General features: G+C 34.8%; 26 protein-coding genes. 21 read left to right on the plus strand and 5 right to left on the minus strand.

All coding sequences use genetic code 11. From position 1 onward, the window contains the following. Nucleotide 1 precedes the first annotated feature (1 nt). The 7 genes from MKS83_RS11005 (at nt 2) to MKS83_RS11035 (ending at nt 7,525) form a co-directional block, all read left to right on the plus strand. A complete protein-coding gene (locus tag MKS83_RS11005; protein ID WP_240583185.1) occupies nt 2-2,071 on the plus strand; it encodes a protein-disulfide reductase DsbD family protein in 2,070 nt (689 codons plus the stop codon). Between the two features lie 130 nt (nt 2,072-2,201). Continuing rightward, nucleotides 2,202-3,779: a T9SS type A sorting domain-containing protein gene (locus MKS83_RS11010; protein WP_240579739.1), complete on the plus strand. Its 1,578-nt coding sequence runs from the start codon at nt 2,202-2,204 to the stop codon at nt 3,777-3,779. A 195-nt stretch (nt 3,780-3,974) separates the two neighbouring features. Next, complete coding sequence (locus MKS83_RS11015; protein WP_240579740.1) at nt 3,975-4,490, plus strand: biopolymer transporter ExbD; 516 nt, start codon at nt 3,975-3,977, stop codon at nt 4,488-4,490. Nucleotides 4,491-4,552: 62 nt separating this feature from the next. Continuing rightward, nucleotides 4,553-5,062 (plus strand): hypothetical protein, encoded by a 510-nt coding sequence (locus MKS83_RS11020; protein WP_240579741.1) that lies wholly within the window; start codon nt 4,553-4,555, stop codon nt 5,060-5,062. 9 nt (nt 5,063-5,071) lie between these two features. Next, the gene (locus MKS83_RS11025) at nt 5,072-5,854 is read left to right on the plus strand and encodes an alpha/beta fold hydrolase (RefSeq protein WP_240579742.1); all 783 of its coding nucleotides are present in this window, start codon (nt 5,072-5,074) and stop codon (nt 5,852-5,854) included. 9 nt (nt 5,855-5,863) lie between these two features. Further along, the gene (locus MKS83_RS11030) at nt 5,864-6,682 is read left to right on the plus strand and encodes a hypothetical protein (protein ID WP_240579743.1); all 819 of its coding nucleotides are present in this window, start codon (nt 5,864-5,866) and stop codon (nt 6,680-6,682) included. Nucleotides 6,683-6,721: 39 nt separating this feature from the next. Continuing rightward, the gene (locus tag MKS83_RS11035) at nt 6,722-7,525 is read left to right on the plus strand and encodes a patatin-like phospholipase family protein (RefSeq protein WP_240579744.1); all 804 of its coding nucleotides are present in this window, start codon (nt 6,722-6,724) and stop codon (nt 7,523-7,525) included. Here MKS83_RS11035 and MKS83_RS11040 read toward each other — a convergent pair. Beyond that, a complete protein-coding gene (locus MKS83_RS11040) occupies nt 7,520-8,524 on the minus strand; it encodes a DHH family phosphoesterase (protein WP_240579745.1) in 1,005 nt (334 codons plus the stop codon). The genes MKS83_RS11035 and MKS83_RS11040 overlap by 6 nt on opposite strands. 227 nt (nt 8,525-8,751) lie before the next feature. Between MKS83_RS11040 and rpmH the strand changes: the two genes are divergently transcribed. Next, entirely contained in the window at nt 8,752-8,910 is a 159-nt protein-coding gene (rpmH, locus tag MKS83_RS11045) for a 50S ribosomal protein L34 (protein ID WP_007843334.1), read from the plus strand. Nucleotides 8,911-9,061: 151 nt separating this feature from the next. Beyond that, nucleotides 9,062-9,772, plus strand: a complete 711-nt coding sequence (locus MKS83_RS11050) for a cell division ATP-binding protein FtsE (protein WP_240579746.1) — start codon at nt 9,062-9,064, stop codon at nt 9,770-9,772. Here MKS83_RS11050 and MKS83_RS11055 read toward each other — a convergent pair whose 3' ends face one another. Genes MKS83_RS11055 through MKS83_RS11065 form a run of 3 tightly spaced genes read right to left on the minus strand, consistent with a single transcriptional unit; the run spans nt 9,773 to nt 12,511 of the window. After that, entirely contained in the window at nt 9,773-10,471 is a 699-nt protein-coding gene (locus MKS83_RS11055) for a tRNA1(Val) (adenine(37)-N6)-methyltransferase (RefSeq protein WP_240579747.1), read from the minus strand. Beyond that, nucleotides 10,471-11,925, minus strand: a complete 1,455-nt coding sequence (locus MKS83_RS11060; protein ID WP_240579748.1) for a sensor histidine kinase — start codon at nt 11,923-11,925, stop codon at nt 10,471-10,473. The genes MKS83_RS11055 and MKS83_RS11060 overlap by 1 nt, the downstream gene beginning before the upstream one ends. Then, entirely contained in the window at nt 11,915-12,511 is a 597-nt protein-coding gene (locus MKS83_RS11065) for a riboflavin synthase (RefSeq protein ID WP_240579749.1), read from the minus strand. The genes MKS83_RS11060 and MKS83_RS11065 overlap by 11 nt, the downstream gene beginning before the upstream one ends. Nucleotides 12,512-12,560: 49 nt before the next feature. Between MKS83_RS11065 and pdxA the strand changes: the two genes are divergently transcribed. From pdxA to MKS83_RS11125, 12 genes are all read left to right on the plus strand, one after another. Continuing rightward, nucleotides 12,561-13,652 (plus strand): 4-hydroxythreonine-4-phosphate dehydrogenase PdxA, encoded by a 1,092-nt coding sequence (gene pdxA / locus MKS83_RS11070; RefSeq protein ID WP_240579750.1) that lies wholly within the window; start codon nt 12,561-12,563, stop codon nt 13,650-13,652. 84 nt (nt 13,653-13,736) lie between these two features. Beyond that, entirely contained in the window at nt 13,737-14,258 is a 522-nt protein-coding gene (locus MKS83_RS11075) for a YceD family protein (RefSeq protein ID WP_240579751.1), read from the plus strand. A 59-nt stretch (nt 14,259-14,317) separates the two neighbouring features. Beyond that, nucleotides 14,318-14,521, plus strand: coding sequence for a 50S ribosomal protein L32 (rpmF, locus tag MKS83_RS11080; protein WP_007843326.1), 204 nt, complete (start codon nt 14,318-14,320; stop codon nt 14,519-14,521). A 128-nt stretch (nt 14,522-14,649) separates the two neighbouring features. Continuing rightward, the gene (accB, locus tag MKS83_RS11085) at nt 14,650-15,135 is read left to right on the plus strand and encodes an acetyl-CoA carboxylase biotin carboxyl carrier protein (protein ID WP_240579752.1); all 486 of its coding nucleotides are present in this window, start codon (nt 14,650-14,652) and stop codon (nt 15,133-15,135) included. 93 nt (nt 15,136-15,228) lie between these two features. Next, a complete protein-coding gene (gene accC, locus MKS83_RS11090; RefSeq protein WP_100376868.1) occupies nt 15,229-16,584 on the plus strand; it encodes an acetyl-CoA carboxylase biotin carboxylase subunit in 1,356 nt (451 codons plus the stop codon). Nucleotides 16,585-16,732: 148 nt separating this feature from the next. Next, the gene (locus MKS83_RS11095) at nt 16,733-17,308 is read left to right on the plus strand and encodes a Crp/Fnr family transcriptional regulator (RefSeq protein ID WP_240579753.1); all 576 of its coding nucleotides are present in this window, start codon (nt 16,733-16,735) and stop codon (nt 17,306-17,308) included. A 78-nt stretch (nt 17,309-17,386) separates the two neighbouring features. Then, a complete protein-coding gene (locus MKS83_RS11100) occupies nt 17,387-18,511 on the plus strand; it encodes an FAD-dependent monooxygenase (protein ID WP_240579754.1) in 1,125 nt (374 codons plus the stop codon). A gap of 128 nt (nt 18,512-18,639) precedes the next feature. Next, nucleotides 18,640-19,647, plus strand: coding sequence for an MAC/perforin domain-containing protein (locus MKS83_RS11105; RefSeq protein ID WP_240579755.1), 1,008 nt, complete (start codon nt 18,640-18,642; stop codon nt 19,645-19,647). 229 nt (nt 19,648-19,876) lie between these two features. Further along, a complete protein-coding gene (rocD, locus tag MKS83_RS11110; RefSeq protein WP_240579756.1) occupies nt 19,877-21,124 on the plus strand; it encodes an ornithine--oxo-acid transaminase in 1,248 nt (415 codons plus the stop codon). A gap of 136 nt (nt 21,125-21,260) precedes the next feature. Then, the gene (locus MKS83_RS11115; protein ID WP_240579757.1) at nt 21,261-22,019 is read left to right on the plus strand and encodes a glycosyltransferase family 2 protein; all 759 of its coding nucleotides are present in this window, start codon (nt 21,261-21,263) and stop codon (nt 22,017-22,019) included. 67 nt (nt 22,020-22,086) lie between these two features. Beyond that, nucleotides 22,087-22,851 carry a glycosyltransferase family 2 protein gene (locus tag MKS83_RS11120; protein WP_240579758.1) on the plus strand — a complete coding sequence of 255 codons (765 nt, stop codon included), beginning with the start codon at nt 22,087-22,089 and terminating at the stop codon, nt 22,849-22,851. Next, a complete protein-coding gene (locus tag MKS83_RS11125; RefSeq protein WP_240579759.1) occupies nt 22,845-23,588 on the plus strand; it encodes a polysaccharide deacetylase family protein in 744 nt (247 codons plus the stop codon). Before MKS83_RS11120 ends, MKS83_RS11125 begins: the two co-directional genes overlap by 7 nt. Here the strand turns inward: MKS83_RS11125 and MKS83_RS11130 are convergent. Then, nucleotides 23,585-24,664, minus strand: coding sequence for a glycosyltransferase family 4 protein (locus MKS83_RS11130; protein WP_240579760.1), 1,080 nt, complete (start codon nt 24,662-24,664; stop codon nt 23,585-23,587). The two genes, MKS83_RS11125 and MKS83_RS11130, sit on opposite strands and share 4 nt — an antisense overlap. Between the last annotated feature and the right edge of the window lie 50 nt (nt 24,665-24,714).

The following is a 24,714-nucleotide window of genomic DNA, read 5'->3' on the forward strand; positions in this document are numbered from 1 at the left end:
GATGAAATTTAGAAACTGGTTTTTATTAGTTCTGTTATTTTTAACAACAGGAATTAATGCACAAATCAAAAATCCTGTAAAGTTTAAGTTTACCATCAACGATCTGGGAAACAACCAATACGAAGCCGTTTTGAATGCCACCATGGAAAGCGGATGGCATATTTATTCCAAAGATATCCCGGAAGACACAGGAATTCCCACGGATTATAAAGTATCGGGAAAAAACATTGAACTAATTGGAAAATTTACCGAAGTCGGAAAAAAACATGAAGAATTTTCGGAAGCTTTCGGAGGGACTATTATTTTTTATTCCAATACTGCAGGCTTCAAACAAAAATTTAAACTAAAAGACGGAACAAAACCGGGCGATGTGGTTGCAGAAATCACTTATCAAACGTGCGACGACAGAGTTTGTCTGGCTCCAAATACTTTAGAATTCAATAAACAGGTGACTCCAGCAGGAGCAACTGAAGAAGCTGCCACCGAAGAAAAAACTAAGCCAGCAAAGGATTCTGTAAAAACAGTTGAAACAGTCGTAGAAAATCCTGCTAAAGGAGAAGTTACCATAGCAGAAACCTCAAAACTGGATCCTAAACAGTTAAAAATAGAATCGATTGATTTTGAAAAACCTTTGACTGATTGCGGAACAGGCTCTACAAAAATTGAAGAAAATTATTGGACGTACTTATTCTTAGGTTTCATCGGAGGACTAATTGCGTTGTTAACGCCATGTGTTTTCCCAATGATTCCGTTAACGGTTTCTTTCTTCACGAAAGGCAGCAAAAACAAAGCAAAAGGAAAAAGAGACGCGTTGATCTATGGATTTTTCATTCTTTTAATCTTTGTATTATTAAGTGTTCCATTCCATATTATTGACGGAATTGCAGGAAATATTTTCAATGAAATTTCTACAAGTGTTTGGCTGAATATTGCATTCTTTATCATATTCATTTTCTTCGCAGGAAGTTTCTTCGGATATTACGATATTACATTACCAAGCTCAATTGCCAACAAATCTTCAAAAGCTGAAGAAGCCGGAGGAATTATCGGAATCTTCTTTATGGCTTTAACATTGGTTATTGTTTCTTTCTCTTGTACGGGTCCAATTTTAGGAAGCTTATTAGGAAGTGCAGTAACAGGTTCTGCAAACGTTCCGATGTTATTGACATTTGCTCTAGCAGGTTTCGGTTTAGCCTGGGCAATCATTTTCGGATTATTAGCTTTATTTCCTCAGGCATTACAAAGTCTTCCAAAATCAGGAGGCTGGATGAATACGGTGAAAGTAGTATTGGGGTTTGTAGAACTGGCTTTGGCATTGAAATTCTTATCAAAAGCTGATCTGGTTTCTAAAACTTTCTTACTAAAAAGAGAACTTTTCATTGCGATCTGGATTGTTATTGCTCTAGGATTAGCATTATATCTATTCGGATTAATCAGATTTCCGCATGATGATAAAAAACCTAAAATTTCTATCACCAGAAAAATTCTTGGAGCTTTAGGATTCGGATTTGTAATCTATTTAGTTCAGGGATTAATTCCTTCGGAACGCCCGAAACTGCAATTATTAAGTGGAATTCTACCTCCATTGAATGTTAGTTATTTCCATGACGAGAAAGACGGAATTTTGGGAATGCATCCTGAACATGACTTCTTCAAAGCAGTAGAAATAGCAAAAAAAGAAGACAAACCTATCTTAATTGATTTCACCGGCTATGGCTGTGAAAACTGTAGAAAAATGGAAGAATTCGTATGGAGTGAAGCAGATATTTTACCGATTCTTCAGAACGACGTTGTTTTAGCCTCTTTATATGTTGATGATAAAGAAGAGCTTCCGGAAGATCAGAAAACAAAAATTGATCTCGGAGACGGGCAGGTAAAAAAAGTAAAAACTATTGGTGACAGATGGAGCTTGTTCCAACAGGTGAACTTCAATAATAATTCCCAGCCACATTATGTTCTTGTGACTCCGGACGGAAAAGTAATCAATACTCCGGTCTCAGGATATATGCCAAAAGAAGATTTCAAAAAGTTCTTGGAATGCGGAGTCAATTATTATAAAAAGAATAAATAAAAAATTCAAAATATTATAGAAACTCATGTCGAAAGGCATGAGTTTTTTTGTCGTCTCCGATCCTCTCTTTTTATATTCTCAAATTAATTTTATCTATATTTGAATAATCAACAACACGATACACAATATTATGAAATATAAATTTATTTTCTTATCCATTCTTATCCATTATGGAATTACCACATATTCCCAATCTTCCATTCCGAGTATTGAGTGGCAGAAATCTTTTGGAGGATCCGCCTCCGAAACTGCAAAATCCATTGTACAAACCCCGGACGGAGGATATATCACTGCCGGATTTTCAAAATCTGCCGATGGAAATGCAACCATGAATCATGGAGATAATGATTTTTGGGTAGTGAAAATGGATGCTTCAGGGACTCTTCAGTGGCAAAAATCTCTTGGCGGGTCTGGTGACGATCAGGCAAACTCAATCTGTACTACCTCAGACGGAGGATATGTTATTGCCGGATATACCACTTCTACTGATGGAGATGTTACCATGAATAAAGGATATGCAGATTATTGGATTGTAAAATTGAATGCACTTGGAAATATTGTATGGCAAAAAACATATGGCGGTCAATTTCAAGATATTGCAACCTCTGTAAAGCAAACTACTGACGGAGGATATATCGTAGCCGGATATTCAAGCTCAAATAACGGAGACGTTACCGGAAATAACGGTGCATATACAAATGATTATTGGGTGGTAAAATTAGATTCTTCAGGAAACTTACAGTGGCAAAAATCCATTGGCGGATCCAGCGATGAAAGAGCATTTGAAATTCAGCAAACCAGTGATGGAAGTTATGTTATCGCCGGAGAAACAAACTCATCAAACAGTGGAGATATTTCCAGTATTGCCTTAGGATTAAGAGATTTCTGGATCGTTAAAATAGGAAGCACAGGCAATATCATATGGGAAAAACGTTTCGGAGGTTCTGTTGAAGATATTGCTTATTCCATAGCCCAAACTTCGGACGGCGGCTACATTGTATCTGGTAGTACCAATTCTACCAACGGAAATATAACTTTTAATAGCGGTCAAGGAGACTGCTGGATTCTTAAATTGGATACATCAGGGAATCTACAATGGCAAAAAACCCTAGGAACCACTACCTATGATCAAGCTTACTCTGTAAAACAAACGCCGGACGGAAATTATGTTGCCGCAGGATACCTTTCTTCAAATACCGGAATTGCAGAATCAGAACCCTTAGCTTCTACACAATACTGGGTCGTAAAATTAGATACCTTGGGAAACTTGCTATGGCATAAACCATACGGCGGAAACGGAAACGAGGCAGCTTATAGCATTATCTCAACCACAGATGAGGGATTAGCTCTAGCAGGATACTCAAACACAAATCCTAACAATGGAGATGTTACCGGAAATCACGGTCAGTTTGATTTTTGGATTGTAAAGCTAAACGGATCGAAAGAATTAGGAACCACAGAAAATAATTCTCCTCAAAAACTTGAAATATACCCTAATCCGGCAAAAGATATTGTTTATATCAATCATCTTCCAAAAGAAAGCACGGTGACTATTTTTGACGCTGCAGGAAGAAAAATTTCCGGGAAAAAATATTCTGAGCCAAACATTTCCATTAATACCTCTGCATTTGCAAACGGAATGTATATTGTTCAGATTGACAGCACAGAAAAAAATATCCTTTCTGAAAAGCTAATTATCAAGAAGTAAACGATCACTCTTAAAATATTATAAAACCTTATGAAAACACAATCATCATAAGGTTTTTTCATTTCAAAAATTAATAAAATAAACATTCGGCAATCAATTTCATAAATTAGGTACAAACTTTGTATAGTTTCAGACAGAAAGATATGAAAGTGTTACTTTTTTATCAACATCGTTTAACTATTAAAAATATTAATTATGGCTGAAGTTATTGCACAAGAAAAACAAGGAGGCAAACAAAGAAAAAAACTGATCCGCATTGACATGACTCCTATGGTAGACTTAGGGTTTTTATTAATTACCTTTTTTATGTTTACCACCAATTTCACAAAACCCAATGTAATGGATCTAGGATTGCCTGCAAAAAGTCCACAACCACCAAAAAATGTAGTAGATTTTAGAAACCAGGTTACCTTTATTCTGGGAAAAGACAACAGAGTATTTTACCACCAACAATCTGCGGAAGATTTAAATAAAAACAATTTAAAAGAGACAGACTTTAGCGGAATTAATATTTCCAAAATAATTTCCGAAGCCTACAACAAAGCTCCGAAAAAAGAAAATTTCACAATCATCATAGAACCTACAGATGACGCGAACTATAAAAACTTTGTAGACGTTCTTGATAATATCGCCATCTCCAACAAGGAACAATATGGAATCACCGATATTAAACCTTGGGAAAAGAAAGTTTACGAAGAATTAACAAAATAAAATAAGAAGGGCATTTTTACAATGCTCTTTTTTTTGTTTACATTTGAGATATAATTTTTTTGATGAAAAACGCTTTAGCCACAATCGCAATCTTAGTTTTAATTCTTTCATGTTCTAAAAAAGAAACAACCCCTTCTTCAGTCCAAACGGACAGCACAAAAATCATTGACTCAATCAATGCTGTGCGAACAAAAATAAATGACAGCATCCGAAGTAAGAATTCATTTAAAGATTTCAGCGGAGACCATAAATTCACGCATAATTTAATTAAAAACACAGGAACTATTCATTTTAAGAAAATTGAAGGTGAAAAAGATCATTACAACGTTTCAGGAAATATCAAATCCGGAAAAAACTCTGTTGAAATAAAAGGCTTCGTTGCCGTTGTTTCTGATAAACATATGAACTTCACCGGAGAAATTACTCAAAGTATTACGGAAAATGACAACGGGAAACCTTACACCAGAAAAGGAACCAAAACTTTCGCTTCTAAAGATGGCGGAAAAACATACCGACTTCAGGACATGATAAATGGTTCGGGATTTGTAGACTATATAGACATTCATTTTTAATTTTTGAATATGCTTAATTTTGAAAGAAAAGGAAACGGAAAAGAAACATTAGTCCTACTCCACGGATTCATGGAAAACTGCTCAATATGGAATGATATGGAGCCTCATCTTTCTGAACATTTCTCAATATTAAAAATAGATCTTCCCGGACATGGACAGTCTGAAATTGTAGCGGAAGTTCAAACCATGGAAATCATGGCTGAAGAAGTAAAAAAAGTACTGGATAAGCTCAGCTTAACTAAAGTTCATTTACTCGGTCATTCAATGGGAGGCTATACTTCCCTGGCTTTTGCAGAAAAATATCCCGAATTCCTTATAAGCTTAACTTTATTTTTCTCGACATATTTACCTGATGATGCAGAAAAAAAAGAACAACGCATAAAAAGCTACAGAATTATCAAGGATGCTTTCCCACATTATGCCAGAGCCGGCGTGCCTAATCTTTTTAACCCGAATGAAAGAGACATTCTGGAAGGGAAAATAGAGACGGCTTTAGAAATTGCTCTTTCCACGAATAATCTTGGCGCTTTAGCTTCGGTAAAGGGAATGGTAGAAAGAACCGATAAAAAACACGTGTTGGAAAGTCTGGATGCAAAAATTCTGGTGATCGCAGGAAAACATGATAATGCCGTAAAAACTGAAATCATGATTAAAAATCTTCCCGACAGAACCAATATCAAATCTTACGTTCTGGATTGCGGACATAACGGACATTGGGAAAAACCAAGTATTTGTGCTGAAATCATCAACACCGAACTTCTTCACCACCTTCCAAAACATTTGATCCTTTAAAAAATTTTTATGAGAATTTGGATTTCATCACTACTGCTTCTTGCAGTAATCAGCTGTAAAAAAGAAGCTGAAACTTCTAAAAATACAACTTTAAAAGATTCTGTTTCTATGACAGAAACTCAAACTGACAGCTTAAAAACAGTTAAAAACAAACAAACCTTTAATTTCGTAACAGAACTTTGTGAAAACAAAGGTCAGTATGACGCTGATAAATATTCCCGAGAAGAAATAGAAGGCACATACAAGCTTTGGTTTGAATACAGCAGTTTATTATTGAGTAAACCATCCGTTTTTAAGCCTGAAACATTACAGGAAGTAAGAAGAGATAAAGATAAAATTTTGGCAAAACTGGATAAAGATTTTGCAGAAAAGAAAAAAGCACTTGAGAATTTAAAAGTGGTTAACGATCCCTATTGGCAGAATATTAAATCACAAAAGATCCAGGAACTCATTCAGGAATATGAATTTGATAAAACTGAAATTACAGCATTTTCCGATCCCTCAATATTACTGAACAGCAAATTTTCCAAAAATTGCGAAAACTTTGTAAGAGCACTCAATTCTGATGAAGATGTCATGATTGATGAATGGAGAAAGCTGAGACTGCAGATGAGCAAAAATAATGGCAGTCCCGAAAAAATCATGGATGAGTTCGAGAACAACCTACATGCTCAGAACAGAAATGAATATGCCATTGTTGACCTTATTACTTTTGGTTGGGGAAATTGTGCTAATAGCGATATTAAAAGAATCGAACATGATGAAAAGATGATGAAGGCGTTCAACTCTTTATTCATCAAGATTGACTCACAGTGTGATGAGCCTTAAAAAATGTAAAGTAAAGTACTGAATTTTAACAACAGATCTATGAGCTTCTTTTCTTCTCCCAAAAAGAATCCTATAATCGGACTTACTCTTTCCGGAGGTGGAATGCGTGGAATTGCCCATATTGCCGTTTTAAAGGCATTGGAGGAATTTGATCTAAAACCCCAGATTATTTCGGGAACAAGTGCGGGATCTATCATCGGAGCATTCTATTCTTTAGGAAAGACTCCGGATGAAATGATGGAAATTGTAAAACAGACCACCTTTTTTTCCCGATCCTACTTAAGGCTTTCAAAAAACGGAATTTTCAGCTCTAAGTTTATTTTAAAACTTCTTATTGATTATTTTCCTGAAGATGATTTTAAGGTATTGAAAATCCCAGTATATGTTGCCGCAACAGAAATGACCCACGGAATTGTTGATTTCTTTTCAGAAGGCGAACTTTTCGGACCTCTTTTAGCCTCATCAAGCGTTCCTTTTGTTCTTCCTCCGGTAAAAATAGGAGAAAAAGTATATGTAGATGGCGGTGTGTTAGACAATCTCCCTATAGAACCCATTATGGACAAGTGTGATTTCCTGATTGCATCCCATGTGAATTCAATCAGCTACGATCCTCTTCCCAACATGAGCCTGATGAAAGAATTTGACAGGATTCTACATTTAGCAATCGCGAAATCCGTGTATTCTAAAGCTGATTTTTGCGATATCTTTTTAGATCCACCTAAAATGACCAAATTCAGCCTCTTCAATAAAAAAAATTTGGATGAAATGTTTCAGGAAGTTTATGACTACACCTGTAAAGAATTAGAAGAAAAAGGATATAAAAAGATACAGCCTTCTTTATAGCTGCTCTTCTGCTACCCTGTTCTTAAAAGTTTCAAGAGTATCCATCAGAGACTCTAAAGATTTTCCTCCGGCTGCGTTGATATGCCCTCCCCCATTGAAATATTTTCTTGAGAACTGATTGACATCCACATCATCTTTACTTCTGAAAGATATTTTAATAAAATCATCATACAGGTCTTCCATAAAGAAAGCCGACATTCTTACTCCGACAATACTTAAACCGTAATTTACAAAACCTTCCGTATCTCCTTTCTGGAAACCATATTCCTGCAGTTCTTTTCTAGTAAGATATAAAACAGCCACTTTACCATCATTCACCACTTCAATTCTTCCCAGAATAAGAGCCAGCAAGTGTAGCCTTGAAACAGTATTTGTGTCCCATGTATTGGAAGTAATCACCGAAGGATCCGCGCCTTTTTCGATAAGATTTGCCACGATTCTATGAGTAGTCGCACTTGTGGAACGAAAACGGAAGCCCCCCGTATCGGTCATAATTCCGGTATAAAGGCATTCTGCCATATCTTTATTTACCAGGTTTTCATCATCCATTGCTTCAATAAAATGATAAACCATCTGACAGGTCGCAGGAATAATCGTATCTGAATATACAAAATCAAACTGTTCTGGTTGCTGGTGATGATCTATAAGGATCTTTTTTGCTTTGGATTTTACCAGCCATTCTCCCAAAATTCCGATTCTTGACGGAGAATTGAAATCCAGACAGAAAATAACATCGGCTTCATTAATTATATCTAAAGCTAATTTTCTTTTATATTCAGCAATAATATTTTTTTTAGCTTCAGGCATCCATTTCAAAAACTTCGGAAAGTCATTAGGAACCACCACTTCAGCCTGTAAACCTTTTGCCTGCAAATAATGCTTTAATCCCAAACTTGATCCAATAGCATCACCATCAGGATTATAATGAGTAATGATAACGATTTTGTTTTGTGGAATAAGTAATGATTTGATTTCTAGGATTTCTGCAGGTGTAAACATCTATGCTTCTTTAATTTTGAGTTTCCAAAGATAGAGCTTTTTAACTCAATCATTAGTATTATTTTTAAATGTTACGGATTTCAGCTACAGCAGGACTTTTATAAATATAGTACTAAAAACCTTCAAAATAATTTCAAAAAAAAGAGTCTAAAGTTTGTATCTTATAAAAAAATCTATATCTTTGCAACCTGAAAATTAATAGATAATTACGATTTAAACATATAGTAATGAGTAAAAGAACATTCCAGCCATCAGAAAGAAAGAGAAGAAACAAACACGGTTTCAGAGAAAGAATGTCTACGCCAAATGGAAGAAGAGTTTTGGCTGCAAGAAGAGCTAAAGGCAGAAAGAGTTTAACTGTAAGTGCATCTCGCGCTAAGAGATAATTCTTTAATTATCATATACAAATCATGCTTGAAAATAATCTTTTCAGGCATTTTTTGTTGTTAAATTTTACTAAAATTCAAGGTTCTTAAGTTTCTTTTTTCTATTTTTAAAAATTGAAAAATTTATAAGAATAGATCATAAAACAGCATTATGCCACATACAAATATATCCGGAGATAATATCATAAGTTTGCAGCACGCAAAGATTGCCCAAAAAAACTTTACGGTTCTTTCTGATGTTAATCTTAACATCAAAAAAGGCAGATTTTGTTATCTTATTGGGAAAACAGGTTCCGGAAAAAGCTCATTACTAAAAACTTTATATGGACACATTCCATTAGCTGCAGGACACGGAGCAGTAGTTGGTTTTGATCTTGCCAAATTAAAGATGTCTGAAATTCCTAACCTGAGAAGAAAATTAGGAATCGTTTTTCAGGATTTCCAATTATTATCCGACAGGACAGTAGAGAAGAACTTAATATTCGTTCTTGAAGCAACAGGCTGGAGCGACAAAACAAAAATACAAGACCGCATTAATGAAGTCCTGGGAAGTGTAAACATGAAAAGTAAAAAACACAAAATGCCTCATGAACTTTCTGGTGGAGAACAACAACGTGTGGCCATAGCAAGAGCTTTATTAAACCACCCTGATCTGATTTTAGCCGATGAGCCTACAGGAAACCTTGATCCTGAAACCTCAAACGAAATCATGACCTTATTGAAGCAGGTTGCACTGGAAAACGGAGCTGCAGTAGTAATGGCAACCCATGATTACCATATGATCCAAAATTTCCCGGGTGAAGCAATCAGATGTGAAGACGGAAGAGTTTCCGTATTGGATACTTCAGAATTGTTTGAGTAATTATTTTTCACGAAAAATATGAAAGTCTTTAGTGAGTTCAAGATATTGGTCCGAGTATTTTCTCGGACTTTTTTCTATTACAAATTCTAGTACTTCAGGATCTTTTTCAACAGAAGAAAACTCAAGAACAAGCCTTTTCACCGGAGAAGTTTCAATTCCTTTGATATTTATTCGTCTGATTAAGCACAATCGATTTTCTTTTGCTATCTCAATAAAATCAACTCCCGCTTCCACCGGAATAATCACAGAAAAAGTCCCATTTTCAGAAAGCAATTCTGCAGCTTTTGAGATAAGCTGTCTAAAATTCAGCTCAACAGTTTGCCTGGCAATTTTATCTTTTTCGGAATCAGACGCTTCAAAATATGGTGGATTTGAGACAATAAGATCAAATTTATCTCCGGTTTGGAAACTTTTAAAATCCTGCAGAATATTATTTAACCTAAACTTAAAAGGTGAATTTTCAAAATTAGCTTTTGTAAGCTCTACAGCCTCCTTATTAATATCGATCCCTAAAAATTCCGCTTTAGAAAATCTTTGAGCCAACATTAAAGAAATCAGTCCAGTTCCCGTTCCGACTTCCAATACTTTAGAAGCTTTATTTGCATCAGCTAAAGCTCCAAGCAAAACACCGTCAGTCCCTACGCGGAAAACATTTTTTGACTGCCGGATTTCGAACTGTTTAAACTTAAAGGGCTTCACTATAAATTCGTTGGTAAAGTAATAATGAATGTAGAGCCTTTTCCTACTTCCGACTTTACAACAATTTCCCCTTTGTAATCCTCAATCATTTTTCTTACCATTGATAATCCAAGTCCCATCCCGCTGCTTTTGGACGTAAAATTAGGTTCAAAAATTCTTTCATACATATTTTCGGGAATTCCAACTCCGTTATCCTGAACTGAGATCATCACCCGTCTTTGATGCTGTTCAACATCAACATTAATAATCAGCTTTCTGTCATCGCTTTGTGCCTGCTTAGCATTGGTAACAAGATTGGTAATAATCCTCGAAAGATAAATCCTGTCCATACTGATCATGATGTTATTTTTATTCGTGTGCATAAAAATACTGTCATCATTAAATACTCTAAGAATGTCTTCAACTTCTTTATTAAGATTAATAACTTCATTATTTTTTTCCGGAAGCTTGGCAAACTCAGAAAATGCAGAGGCAACAGTAGCAATGAGATCAATCTGATCAACCACAGTTTTACTCATCTGTTTAACTCTTTCCCTGATGTTTGGATCTTCCGGGTCAAATTTTCTTTCAAAATTCTGAATGGTTAATTTCATTGGAGTTAATGGATTTTTCACTTCATGAGCAACCTGTTTTGCCATTTCCCTCCAGGCTTCTTCCGATGCTTTAAACCGTAACCTTTCTTTCTGATCCTGAATCTGAAGAATCATTCTGTTATAAGCTCTTGCCAAAGCATTCAACTCATCATTTTTATAATATCTGATGGGCTGCATTTCATTTTCAAACAATGTGATACGGGTAATCATATCGGAAAACTTCGTAATATTTTTTGCCAAACTATTCGAAGTCACCCAGCTTATCCAAATACTGAAAAGAATCAGAAATATATCTACAAGCAAAATATATTTAACATATTCATGAAGTACTTCCAAATCAGCCGATTCATTATGATACAAAGGAATATATACAATTCCGATAGGCTCAAGTTCATTATTTTTCAACAATAAATAGGAAGAAGTGAGCGCTGCATCCACTGAAGGATCAAAGCTTTTAATATCAACTCTGGCATCAGTAGCCAAAATCTTATTTACAATATGTAATGGTATTTTTTTTTGCTCAACAAGACTTACATCTTTATTTGAAATCAGATAATTACCTTTTAAATCATAAATAATAATGTCATGCTGATTAATATCTGCAATTTCAAAAATCTTATTTTCCAGAACAGTAGGAAGATCTGCTGTTTCAATACGCGCCCTGCTCACAGCATAATCCAAATACCTCATTACGGCATTCGTTTTATCCTGCATATCGATACGGCTTTGCTGCAAAGAATTATTCCTCAGCACAAAATAAGGTACCAAGGACGAAGCAACTACACTTAAAAGACATACCAACAAGAATCCGAAAAAAACACGGTTTCTCAGGCTATATCCTCTATATTTATTAGACGCCATGCTGTTTGTTTATTAACCTGGCAATATATTTACCTATAATATCGAATTCCAAATTAACTTTATCTCCTGCTTTCAGGTACTGCATATTCGTAAACTCCCAGGTATACGGGATAATAGCGACAGAAAACTGTGTGTCTTCACTCTTAGCAACCGTTAAACTGATTCCATTTACTGTAATAGAACCTTGAGGAACCGTTACAAAACTTCCGTTATCTTCATATTTAATGGTGATAAAATAACTTCCGTCCTTATTTTCGATACTTACAACCTCACCTGTTTTATCCACATGTCCCTGTACAATGTGGCCATCCAGTCTTCCGTCCATTTTCATGCAACGTTCAAGGTTTACCACAGTTCCCACTTCCCATTTTCCAAGATTGGTTTTCTCCAATGTCTCGTTGATGGCAGTCACTACATATTGATCTCCGTCAATTTTAACAACCGTCAAACAACACCCATTATGAGCAAGACTCTGATCTATTTTTAATTCGTTCGTAAAAGGACAGCTGAGTGTAAAATCTATATTAGTTCCGTTTTCTTCAATTTTCTCAATAACACCTACTGCTTCAATTATTCCTGTGAACATATTATTTTTTGCTAAATTTGTAAAATTATAATCTTCAAAGATAATCAAAATGAGCCCAAAAAACCATAAAGTACGAGTAGGAATTTCAATTGGCGATTTCAACGGCATCGGTCCGGAAATCATCATGAAGTCTCTGAAAGACAAAACCATTACAGATTTTTTCACTCCTGTAATTTTTGGTTCGGGAAAATTATTTACCTATCAGAAAAATATTTTTAAATTAAATTTAAATTTCAACTACATCAATGAGGCTTCTCAAGCACAGGGTGGGAAACTGAATATGGTGAACCTTGTGAAAGACAATGTGAATGTAGAACTGGGAACTCCTACCGAAGAGTCCACAAAAATGGCTATCGATTCTTTGGAAGCCGCTACGGAAGCTTTGATAAAAGGAGATATTGACGTTTTGGTCACTGCTCCTATCAACAAAGATGAAATGGTAAAAATGGGATTCAGGCACGCTGGTCACACCGGCTATTTTGAAGAAAAATTTAACAAAAAAGGACTGATGTTTTTGGTTACAGAAGACTTAAAAGTAGCGGTTTCAACTCATCACATCCCAATTTCACAGGTCGCTGAAAATATTTCTAAAGAAAAAATAAAAAAACAGATTAAAGCTTTACATCAGACTTTAATTGAAGATTTTAATATTGCAAAACCAAAGATTGCTGTTTTGGGACTAAACCCTCACGCGGGTGACGGTGGCGTAATAGGAAATGAAGAAATTGAAATCATTTCTCCAGCCATCAAAGAACTTTCAGACCACGGGATTTTAGCTTTTGGACCATTTCCTGCCGATAGTTTTTTCCAGCCCGGTAAATATAAAAGCTTTGATGCTGTTTTAGCAATGTATCATGATCAGGGTCTGGCTCCTTTTAAAACACTGGCCTATGAAGAAGGGGTAAATTATACCGCCGGACTTCCATTCATCAGAACATCTCCGGATCATGGAGTAGCTTATGACATTGCCGGAAAAAATATCGCGGATGAACAAAGCTTTACTGAAGCTATTTTCACCGCTATTAAAATTTTTAAAAACAGAAGCGAATACAACGAACTGATGTCCAACCGTCTTCAGCCAAGAAAAATGGCTATAGACAATGGAATCGACGAAGACCTTCCGGAAGATACAGAAGGATAAATCTTTGAAACAAATTTTAAATTAATTTGTTAGAAAAATTATTTGTTATTATAAAAAAATTGCATATTTTTGCACACTCATTTTATGGACAAGTTAAGAAACTACGACGTAAGCTTTTCCGGCTTAAAAACTGGCAAGCACGAGTTCAAGTTTGAGATAGATAAAGAGTTCTTTCAATTATTTGATACTGAACAGGATTTTACAAATCCTAAAATTACAGTAGATGTTTTATTAGACAAGCACTCTACTTTTTTAGAATTTGAGATAAAAGTAAGCGGGACGGTAGAATTGGTTTGTGATATCACCAACGAAAATTTTGATCATCCCATTGAAAATCAAATTAAGGTCTTGGTGAAGTTTGGAGAAGAATATGATGACAGCGAAGAAGATGTTATCACAATTCCGACAAGTGATCATGCATTTAATATTGCACAACTGATCTACGAAAATGTAGCGCTTTCAATTCCAATGAAAAAGCTATCTCCTAATGTAACCGAAGAAGATCTGGCAATTTTAGACAAGTTCAGTCCAAAAGATGTTGAAGAGGAAGAACATGAAAGCGATCCCAGATGGGACGCATTAAAAAATTTAAAGAATAAAAATTAAATAGTTTAATGATGGGATGATGAATCTCATCGCTCATCAATTAAAAAAGTTATTACAAAATGGCACATCCAAAGAGAAGACAGTCGTCTACAAGAAGAGATAAGAGAAGAACTCACTACAAAGCTGTAGTTCCTCAATTAGCAAAAGATGCAACAACAGGAGAGCTTCACCTATACCACAGAGCTCACTGGCATGAAGGAAAATTATACTACAGAGGAAAAGTAGTATTGGAAAAAGAAGTAGCAACTACTGAAGAAAACTAAGAGTCGATTTTTCACTGAAAAACACTCGTTTTAATACAAAAACCGCCTAATTTTGATAAAATTTGGCGGTTTTTTGTTGTTTTTTACGTTTTTTTGGTATCTTTGGCATCAAATCAAATATCAAATTTATGGACATTAAAGACATACAAAATCTTATCAAGTTTGTATCTAAGGCAGAGGTTTCTGAAGTGAAGTACAAAACTAAAGATTTCGAAATCACTATTAAAACTCCATTAGCTGGAAGCGAAGTTGCTTATGCACAACCTGCAGTTTACCACACTGCACCTCAACAAGTAGCGGCTGCTCCTGCACAAGCTGCAGTTCCTGCTGCTGCACCTGCTCAAAGTACTGAAGCTGCATCAGACGACAGCAAATATGTAACCATTAAATCTCCAATGATCGGAACTTTCTACAGAAAGCCATCTCCGGATAAAGACGTTTTCGTAAATGTTGGCGACGAAGTTTCTAACGGAAAAGTAGTTTGCGTAATCGAAGCGATGAAATTATTCAACCAGATCGAGTCTGAAGTAAGCGGAAAAATCGTTAAGATTTTAGTCGATGATGCTACTCCTGTTGAATACGACCAACCTTTATTCTTAGTAGATCCATCTTAAGGAATTTTAGATTAAAGATTATAAATTTTAGATGAAGTTTTTTCATTTAAAATAATTTAAAATTCAAAATTTATAATTTAAAATTTCGGAGAGATGTTCAAAAAAATATTAATTGCCAATCGTGGCGAAATTGCAATGCGTATTTTACGTACTTGTAAAGAAATGGGAATCAAAACCGTTGCGGTTTATTCAACTGCAGATAAAGATAGTCTTCACGTAAGATTTGCTGATGAAGCAGTTTGTATCGGTCCTGCAATGAGTAAAGACTCATATTTGAAAATCCCTAACATTATTGCTGCCGCAGAAATTACCAATGCAGACGCTATTCACCCGGGTTACGGATTTTTATCTGAAAATGCTAACTTCTCAAGAATCTGCCAGAAAAATGGCATCAAGTTCATTGGTGCTTCTCCTGAACAGATTGAAAAAATGGGAGATAAAGCCAACGCTAAGGCTACGATGAAAGCTGCAGGTGTACCATGTGTACCAGGTTCTGACGGCCTGATCGAATCTTATGAAATCGCTGCTAAAACTGCTGAAGAAATCGGTTATCCGGTAATGATCAAAGCAACTGCAGGTGGTGGTGGAAAAGGGATGAGAGCGGTTTGGAAAGCTGAAGATCTTAAAGATCATTGGGAATCTGCGATTCAGGAAGCTGTGGCTGCATTCGGAAACGGAGGCATGTACATGGAAAAACTGATTGAAGAGCCTAGACATATTGAAATTCAGGTTGCTGGTGATCAGTACGGTAAAGCTTGCCACCTTTCTGAAAGAGACTGTTCTGTTCAAAGAAGAAATCAGAAATTGACAGAAGAAACACCTTCTCCTTTCATGACAGATGAACTTCGTGAAAAAATGGGGGATGCTGCTGTAAAAGCTGCAGAATTCATTGGATACGAAGGGGTAGGAACTATTGAATTCCTGGTTGACAAACACAGAAATTTCTATTTCATGGAAATGAACACGAGAATCCAGGTAGAACACCCTATTACTGAACAGGTTATCGATTATGATTTGATCAGAGAACAGATTCTTTTAGCTGCCGGAACTCCAATTTCAGGAATCAATTATTATCCGAAATTGCATTCAATCGAATGTAGAATCAACGCGGAAGATCCTTACGCAGACTTCAGACCATCTCCTGGAAAAATCACAGGATTAAATATTCCTGGAGGACATGGAGTAAGAGTTGACACTCACGTTTATTCTGGATATACGATCCCTTCTAACTATGACTCAATGATTGCAAAATTGATCACGACTGCTCAAACCCGTGAAGAAGCCATTGCAAAAATGAGAAGAGCTTTGGAAGAATTTTATATTGAAGGAGTAAAAACTACTATTCCATTCCACAGACAACTGATGGATAATGAAGATTATCTTGCAGGAAACTATACTACGAAATTCATGGAGGATTTTGTAATGGATAGAAAGTATGAAAATCACTAAATAATTATTATTCATATAAAAAGAAGGCGTCTAAAAAGGCGCCTTCTTTAGTTTTATACTATGTCCACTTCTAATAAGCCAGTAAAAGTTATTTTTGCAGTTATAAAAGATAAAGCTTGTTGTAGTATCAATCAAAATTAACATACAAATGATGACATCAACAATAAAAGAGAAATTAGCAGAAACACTTCAAATTTCAATGGAACGCGCAGCGGAATTTCTGGAAATCTGCTACATTGTGAATTACGATAAAAGCAAAGTGATAGAACCTAAAAATGGAGTCTTTGATCGTTTGGGATTCATTTTGAACGGAGCTGTCCGGATTTATTACATCAATGAAAAAGGCGAAGATATCAGCTATCTTTTGCAAGTGAATAATGATGTTATTGGCGATTATGCAAGCTATATTACCGGAAAAAAATCAATGGCTGTTATACAAACTCTCCTAAAAACTGAAGTTCTATATTTTGATAAAAAGGATATTGAAACTTTAGTTCAGAAAGATATTTTTTGGCTTGGAATAGCAAAGCACATATCCGATTTGGCTTTTTTGGATGCAAAACAAAGGCTGGACGAGTTGTTCTTTTATACACCTGAAGAACGTTATCTCAATCTCTTGAAAAAGTCACCCGAAATTCTAAACAAAATTCCGCAGAAATATATTTCTTCTTACCTAGGAATTACTCCACAATCGCTGAGCAGAATTCGGAAAAGAATTTACTAATTCCAAAATTAACTTAAGTGAACGTTTTTGGCTTTTATGATCTTTAATTTTGCCTCATACTATAAATGTAATCCCAAAATGAAAATAGCAATTATCGGTGGCGGAATTGGCGGTTTGACAACAGCTCTAGCCCTACAAAAAAGTAATCTGGACGTTACCATTTATGAAAGTGCACCCGAAATAAAACCTGTCGGTGCCGGAATTATCATGGCCAATAATGCAATGCAGGTTTTTGACAAACTTGGCATCCGGCAAAAAATAGAACAGGCAGGTCACAAAATTTCAACTATTAAAATTACTGATCCACAGCTCAAAACCTTATCGGAGGTTCAACTGAATAAATTCGAGCGTAAATATGGGGTACATAATATCGCCATTCATCGTGGCGATCTGCAAATGATTTTAGCCGAGAAAATTGGTTTTGAAAATATTAAACTTTCAAAACGTTTATCCAAAATCGAACAAGGAAACTGCGGCTACCGACTCACTTTTGAAGATGGATCTATTGTCAATACAGAAGCTGTTATTGGTGCAGATGGAATTAAATCGGTAGTGCGGCATCAAATTCTAAACATTGGAAAGCTAAGATCTAGCCAACAAAAATGCTGGCGTGGCGTGAGCGAATTCGATTGGACAACGAAATACAGTCATCAAGCCTATGAAGCCTGGGGAAAAGGCAGACGTTTTGGTTTTGTGAGAATTAATGACAAAAAGGTTTATTGGTACGCTGTGGTTAACGAGAACCTGGTTAAAAATCCGAACAAGCTTGAAGAGCTTTTTACTGAATTTAATCTAGAAGTTGCAAGAATGATTTCCGAAACGCCTAAAGAAACAATATTTGTCAGTGACATTATCGATTTGGAACCAATTTTTCAATGGCAAAAAGATCGTGTTTGTTTGATTGGTGATGCAGCACATGCAACAACCCCTAATATGGGACAAGGTGCCTGTCAGGCAATTGAAGATGCCTATCTTCTAGGAAAGCTTTTTAGTGAAGGAAAAAGCGTGAATGAAGTTTTTACACAATACGAAAAGCTACGCATGGAGAAAGCGCATTATATCGTTAACACAAGTTCAACCATTGGTAAAATTTCTCATTATGAAAACAGCCTGGCAATTTGGCTTCGTAATACGTTACTAAAAGCAATGCCCGGCTCCATCAACGAAAAGCAGCTGGAAAAAGTGTTTGATATTTCGTACTAGGAGAAATTTATAATTTAATGGTTGAATAAATCATAAACGACCCTTTTGATCCTTTTTTATGACTTTTATCATAGTTAAAAATATCACCATTAAATGATTTAATACTATTTTAGATGAAATTTTAAATAATGAAAAAGTTATTCTTTCTGTCTTCCAGCGTCATGCTTATGGCTTTGACAACATCATGCTCAGCAACAAATGATGACATTATTAATCAAGAAAACAACGAATCCTGGGAACATATCAAACTTCCAAATAATGAATCTTCTAAACCGCTTGGAGCATATAATGCTTTAGGATATGGATATAATGTATTGGGAGAATATGCAAGTGAGAATTCAGTAGCCCTACCAATTATTGATATTGACAAATTTAAGACAGAGGAAAGCCAACGCCTCTCGGAAGAAAATATACTCTCTCAAGAATATAAAGAAGATTACGGAGAAGATGCAGCAGCCTTTGCAAAAACAATTTCAGGTAGAGTATCAGCAACCGAAAAACTTAAAGTATTTGGGGAAACAATCCCCTTTTCCTCTGCGATTTTAAATAACAAAAAATATGATCCTGCCTATATCTATGGAAGTTATAATTTAATTATAAAGCAAAAAAGATTTAGATTCAATGCTACTCCGGAACTTTTGAGTAATTATTTAACAGCAAACTTCGTTAAAGATCTTGATGAAAAAACTCCCGGACAAATTATTAAAGATTACGGAACTCATGTGGCGGTTGATGTATATATTGGATCAGCATTGAACATGATTTTTCAGGCAAAAACAACAAATGCTAATCGTGAAAACGCAGCAAGAATTGGTGTCAAAAAATATATAACCGGCAACAGTAATGATATTGATGCCATAGAGGCAGCAAAGAACTATGAAAAGAAACTATACTACCAAACAAGGGGTGGCGACAAAACTTTAGCAATGGCAGGAATTTTCAATCTCGAAAAAATAACTCCTTCAATTAATCATTCTAGTTGGCAAAGTACCTCTACAAAAGAAAACTCAGTATTAGTAGATTTTGGCAACAATGGATTAATAGCGATATATGATTTAGTAAAAAATCCGGTAAAGAAAGCTGAATTAAAATCTTACATAGATCAATATCTTACAGATAATCAAGTAGCCTTTTAATTTTAATTTATACTTGTCAGAAAATCCGCCTTTAAGATGGCGGATTTTTTACGTTTTTACTACAGGAGTAAAAAAGATATAAAAACCAAAACTCAATTATTCTTCAACAAATATTTTCCTGCATTCGGAAATAAATCTTAATACTTACACTGAATCTTGTTTCATTTCAAAATTATTTTACTAAAACCAGATAATTTATAATATTTAACTTTGTCAAAAACCAAAATATATGTCAACAACAGCAGTAAAAAACTCACAGTATTTCATTGACCTTGAAAACCAATATGGAGCCCATAACTATCACCCGCTTCCCGTTGTTTTAGATAAAGGAGAAGGTGTTTTTGTTTGGGATGTGGAAGGTAAAAAATACTATGACTTTCTTTCAGCATACTCTGCTGTAAACCAAGGACATTCTCACCCTAAAATTGTTGAGGCTTTGGTAGAACAAGCTAAAAAGCTTGCTTTAACATCAAGAGCGTTTTACAATTCAAAATTAGGCGAATACGAAAAAAAGATCACTACTCTATTTGGTTTTGATAAGGTTTTACCTATGAACTCCGGAGCTGAAGCGGTAGAAACTGCCGTAAAATTAGCAAGAAAATGGAGCTATGAGGTAAAAGGTATTTCAGAAAATGCCGCAAAAATCATCGTTTGTGAAAATAATTTTCATGGAAGAACAACAACTATTGTCTCTTTCTCGAACGATCCGGATGCGAATCAAAATTATGGTCCTTTTACTCCCGGATTTATTAAAATCCCGTACAATGATGTTGCTGCTTTGGAAGAAGTTTTAAGTAAAGAATCTGAAAATATTGCAGCATTTCTGGTGGAGCCTATTCAAGGCGAAGCAGGAGTCTATGTTCCTCATGATGGATTCCTGAAAAATGCGTCTGAATTATGTAAAAAACACAATGTGCTCTTCATTGCTGATGAAGTTCAGACAGGAATTGCAAGAACCGGAAAATTAATCGCTTGTCATCATGAAAACGTACAGCCAGATATTTTAATCCTAGGAAAAGCACTTTCCGGCGGGATGTACCCGGTTTCGGCAGTTTTAGCAGACAATGAAATCATGAACGTCATTAAGCCCGGACAACACGGTTCTACATTCGGAGGAAATCCTATTGCGTGTGCTGTTGCTGTTGCTGCTTTAGATGTTGTTGAAGAAGAAAAATTATCTGAAAGAGCTGAAAACCTAGGCCAACTCTTCAGAGCTGAAATTGAAAAATTGATTACAAAAACAGATTTGATTACCAAAGTAAGAGGAAAAGGTTTATTAAACGCTATTTTAATCAATGACACTCCGGATAGCTCAACAGCATGGAACATTTGTGTACAATTAAAAGAAAACGGGTTATTGGCTAAACCAACCCATGGAAATATCATCAGATTAGCACCACCTTTGGTTATTACAGAAGAACAATTATTGGAATGTGTAAAGATTATTGAAAAAACAGTACTGGAATTCCAAAAATAAAACAAATAAAAGAAGATTTTTTAAAAAAATAGCACTCATTATCAGAGTGTTATTTTTTTATTACTAAAATCATACAAACGATTGATTAACTTTTCACAACTTTTATTATCTAATACATACTAATTAGTTGTTGAAAATGAAGAACCCGAAGATAAGTGCACTTCTTATTACTTTTAACGAAGAAAAAAATATAGAAGAAGCGTTAAAATCCGTTGATTTTGCAGATGAAATCATTGTTTTAGACTCTTACAGTACAGATAAAACAATCGATATTATTAAAACTAAATTTCCTGAAGTAAAACTTTATCAAAATAAATTTGAAGACTTTACCAAACAAAGAAATTTATGTCTTTCCTACGCTAATTTTGAATGGATCTTATTTCTGGATGCAGATGAAAGAGTAACTCCAGCTCTTAAGGCGGAAATTCTACAGGAAATACAAAATCCTAAAGCAAAAGACGCTTATTATTTTAAAAGAAAATTCTTTTTCATGGGTGAGCCTGTACATTATTCCGGGACACAAAATGATAAAAATATTCGCCTCTTCAAAAAAGCAGTAGGCAACTATGATGAAAACAAAAGAGTACACGAAGGGCTTCAAAACATAAACAATCCGGGAACTCTTAAAAATTACCTTTTACATTTTTCTTTTGATTCTTATCAAGCTTATTACCATAAGGTGATACATTATGCACAGCTAAAAGCAAAAGACCTGCGCGAGAAAAATGTGCCTTACATGTTTATAAAGCAAATCACAAAAAGTATTTTTAACTTTTTTAAAATGTACATTATAAAGCTGGGAATATTAGATGGCAGAAAGGGAATTATTCTCTCCTATCTAAGCGCTTTGAGCTCTTTTAAAACCTATGAATATTTAAAAGAAGAATATATATAAGCCTTACATTTATAAAATTTCCGGATCTCAAAATAAACTGTATTTTTGTATTAAACATCAATACAGTATGAAGCTATCCGTAGCATTTATTACATTCAATGAGGATCAGATTATTGAAAAGAACCTCATCTCAATTCATGATCTTGCTGACGAGATTATTGTCGTTGACAGTTTTTCGACAGACCATACTGTAGAAATCTGTAAAAAGTTTTCAAAAGTAAAATTTGTGCAGAAAAAATTTGAAGGATTTGGCAAACAAAAAAACTACGCGATAAGTCTTTGTAGTGGAGACTGGATCCTTTTTTTAGATGCCGATGAAATTCCGGACCAGCAGGCGCAGCAATCAATAAAAAAAATTGTGGAAGCTGAAACTCCTCCATTCAATGTTTATGAAATAGCTTTTAATAATATATTCCTGGGAAAAGCCTTAAAATATGGCGGTTGGGGAAATACAAAAAGGGAAAGACTCTTTAAAAGAAATTTTGGAAAATATTCTGAAGATATCGTTCACGAATGTTTTATCACTTCAGAAAAAAAAGGCAAAATAGAGGGTAAAATAAACCATTATACTTACAAGGATATTTATCACCATATCGAAAAATCCAACAAATATACTTCGATGATGGCGGAGAAAATGTATGCCAATGGGAAAAGATCAAATGCACTTAAAATCATTTTCAAACCGATATATCAATTTATCAAGTCTTATATTATCCGATTAGGTTTTTTAGATGGCCTGGTTGGGTATTATGCAGCAGCAACCGCAGCTTTTTATACTTTCTTAAAATATAAAAAACTACACGAAATTTCTAAATTCGGTAAAGCATGCTAACAAACGCTGTAAAGGGATTATTAGGTTTATCTAAGAAAAAAGCCGTTCGTATTCTGATGTACCATCAGGTATTGCCAAAGGAATTGGCTCCCCAAGATAACCTCATTGTAACCACAGAAAATCTGGAAGAACAGCTTATTTATATAAAAAACAACTTCAATACGCTATTTTTCAAGGATCTTCACAAAGAAAGTAATACTCCGAACAAGATCATCCTGACATTTGATGATGGGTATTACAACAATCTTGAATATCTGATTCCTCTTTTGGAAAAATATCAGCTTAAAGCCACTATTTTCATTCCCACTGAATATATACAAGGTAGAATGAAATCTACAGAAAAGAATTTTATGAGTTTTGATGAAATCAGAGATTTAAATTCTAAACTTATAGAAATCGCCCTTCACAGTCATGCCCATCGAAATTATTCTGAAATGCCTGTTGAAGAAGCCCGAGAAGATCTTAAAAAGAACATAGAAATTTTAAAGGGAAATTCTATCCAATTCTCTAATGTCTTAGCATACCCTTATGGAAAATTCCCGAGGGAAAAAAATAAAAAAAGAGCATTCTTTAAAATGCTTGAAGAATTGGGGATTACTGCTGCCTTAAGAATCGGAAACGAAATAGAGTCTTATCCATGGAAGAATAAGTTTGAAATCAAACGTATCGATATCAAATACGGCGACAGCATGACTACATTTAAATGGAAACTTAGGCTAGGAAAACTAAAACTTTAGGCCAATAATTTTTTATAAATATTCTCATACGATTCAGCCATTTTAAGATAGCTGAATTCTAAAGCTCTGTCTCTTAGTTTGGTTTGAAACACAACTTTATCTTCATTGAATTTTGAAATTCCAGCAAGATAGACATTGCTCATATTTTCCGCAGAAAAATCTTCAAAGTAAAAGGCTAAATCGCCACCAATCTCAGGAAGGCTTGTATATTTACTAAGGAAAACAGGTTTTCTAAAATACATAGCTTCAACAGGAGGAATTCCAAAACCTTCGGCCAATGAAGGGTGACAATAGGATTCGCAATGCTGAAGTAGAAAATATTTCTCTTCATTCTCTACATTTTCTAAAATGTGTACCCGTTCAGTAAGTCCCAGTATTTTAATTTTTTCAAGAAATTTTTCTTTGTACTCTGATTTTGCAGAACTTGTTATCAGAACCAGATGTCTATCGTTTTTAGAAATTAAATCCAATAACACATTCTGATTTTTTTTGGGAAAAAGAACTCCAATATTCAGTATAAACTTCTCATTAATAAAAGAATAGTTTTTTGGGGGTATAAAGTTTTCTTTTTCCGGAAACATTAGACCATTATAAACTACCTCTATTTTTACATTGTCTTTTAGTTGAAACAAATGATTATTCTTTATAAAATCATCTTTTACAAATTCTGAAATACAAACGATAGCATTAGCATTACCAATATTCTTTTGTACGAGACGCCTGCTTTTTTCTATTTTCCTTTGAGAACTTTTGTCGTGAAGAAAATTAAGATCATGCAATGTCACTACTTTTTTCTGATCTTTTTTAATTTGATGAAAATATTCAGAAAGCTGATGCGTTGTATGAATAAGTGCATAAGATGCGATGGATACAGGAATTTTCTTTTGCCAAAATTTCCAGTTTATAATAGTAAATCTGTATTTTGTAGTTGGAATATTCGCTTTTGGCCCGTAAAATGTATAGTTAAACGCAGGTAATTTTTGATCCAATCCTTTTATCAGTGATAAACAAACGTTTGCGATTCCAGATTTTGGATATTTTAATCGTTCAACATCTATCAGAACATTTTTTTTCATTGAGAAAGTAGGGTTTGGCTCAAAAGTATAAATTTAAAATTTAAAATCTT

The sequence above is a fragment of the Chryseobacterium sp. Y16C genome (genome assembly GCF_022488405.1).
GTDB classification, from domain to species: Bacteria; Bacteroidota; Bacteroidia; order Flavobacteriales; family Weeksellaceae; genus Chryseobacterium; species Chryseobacterium geocarposphaerae.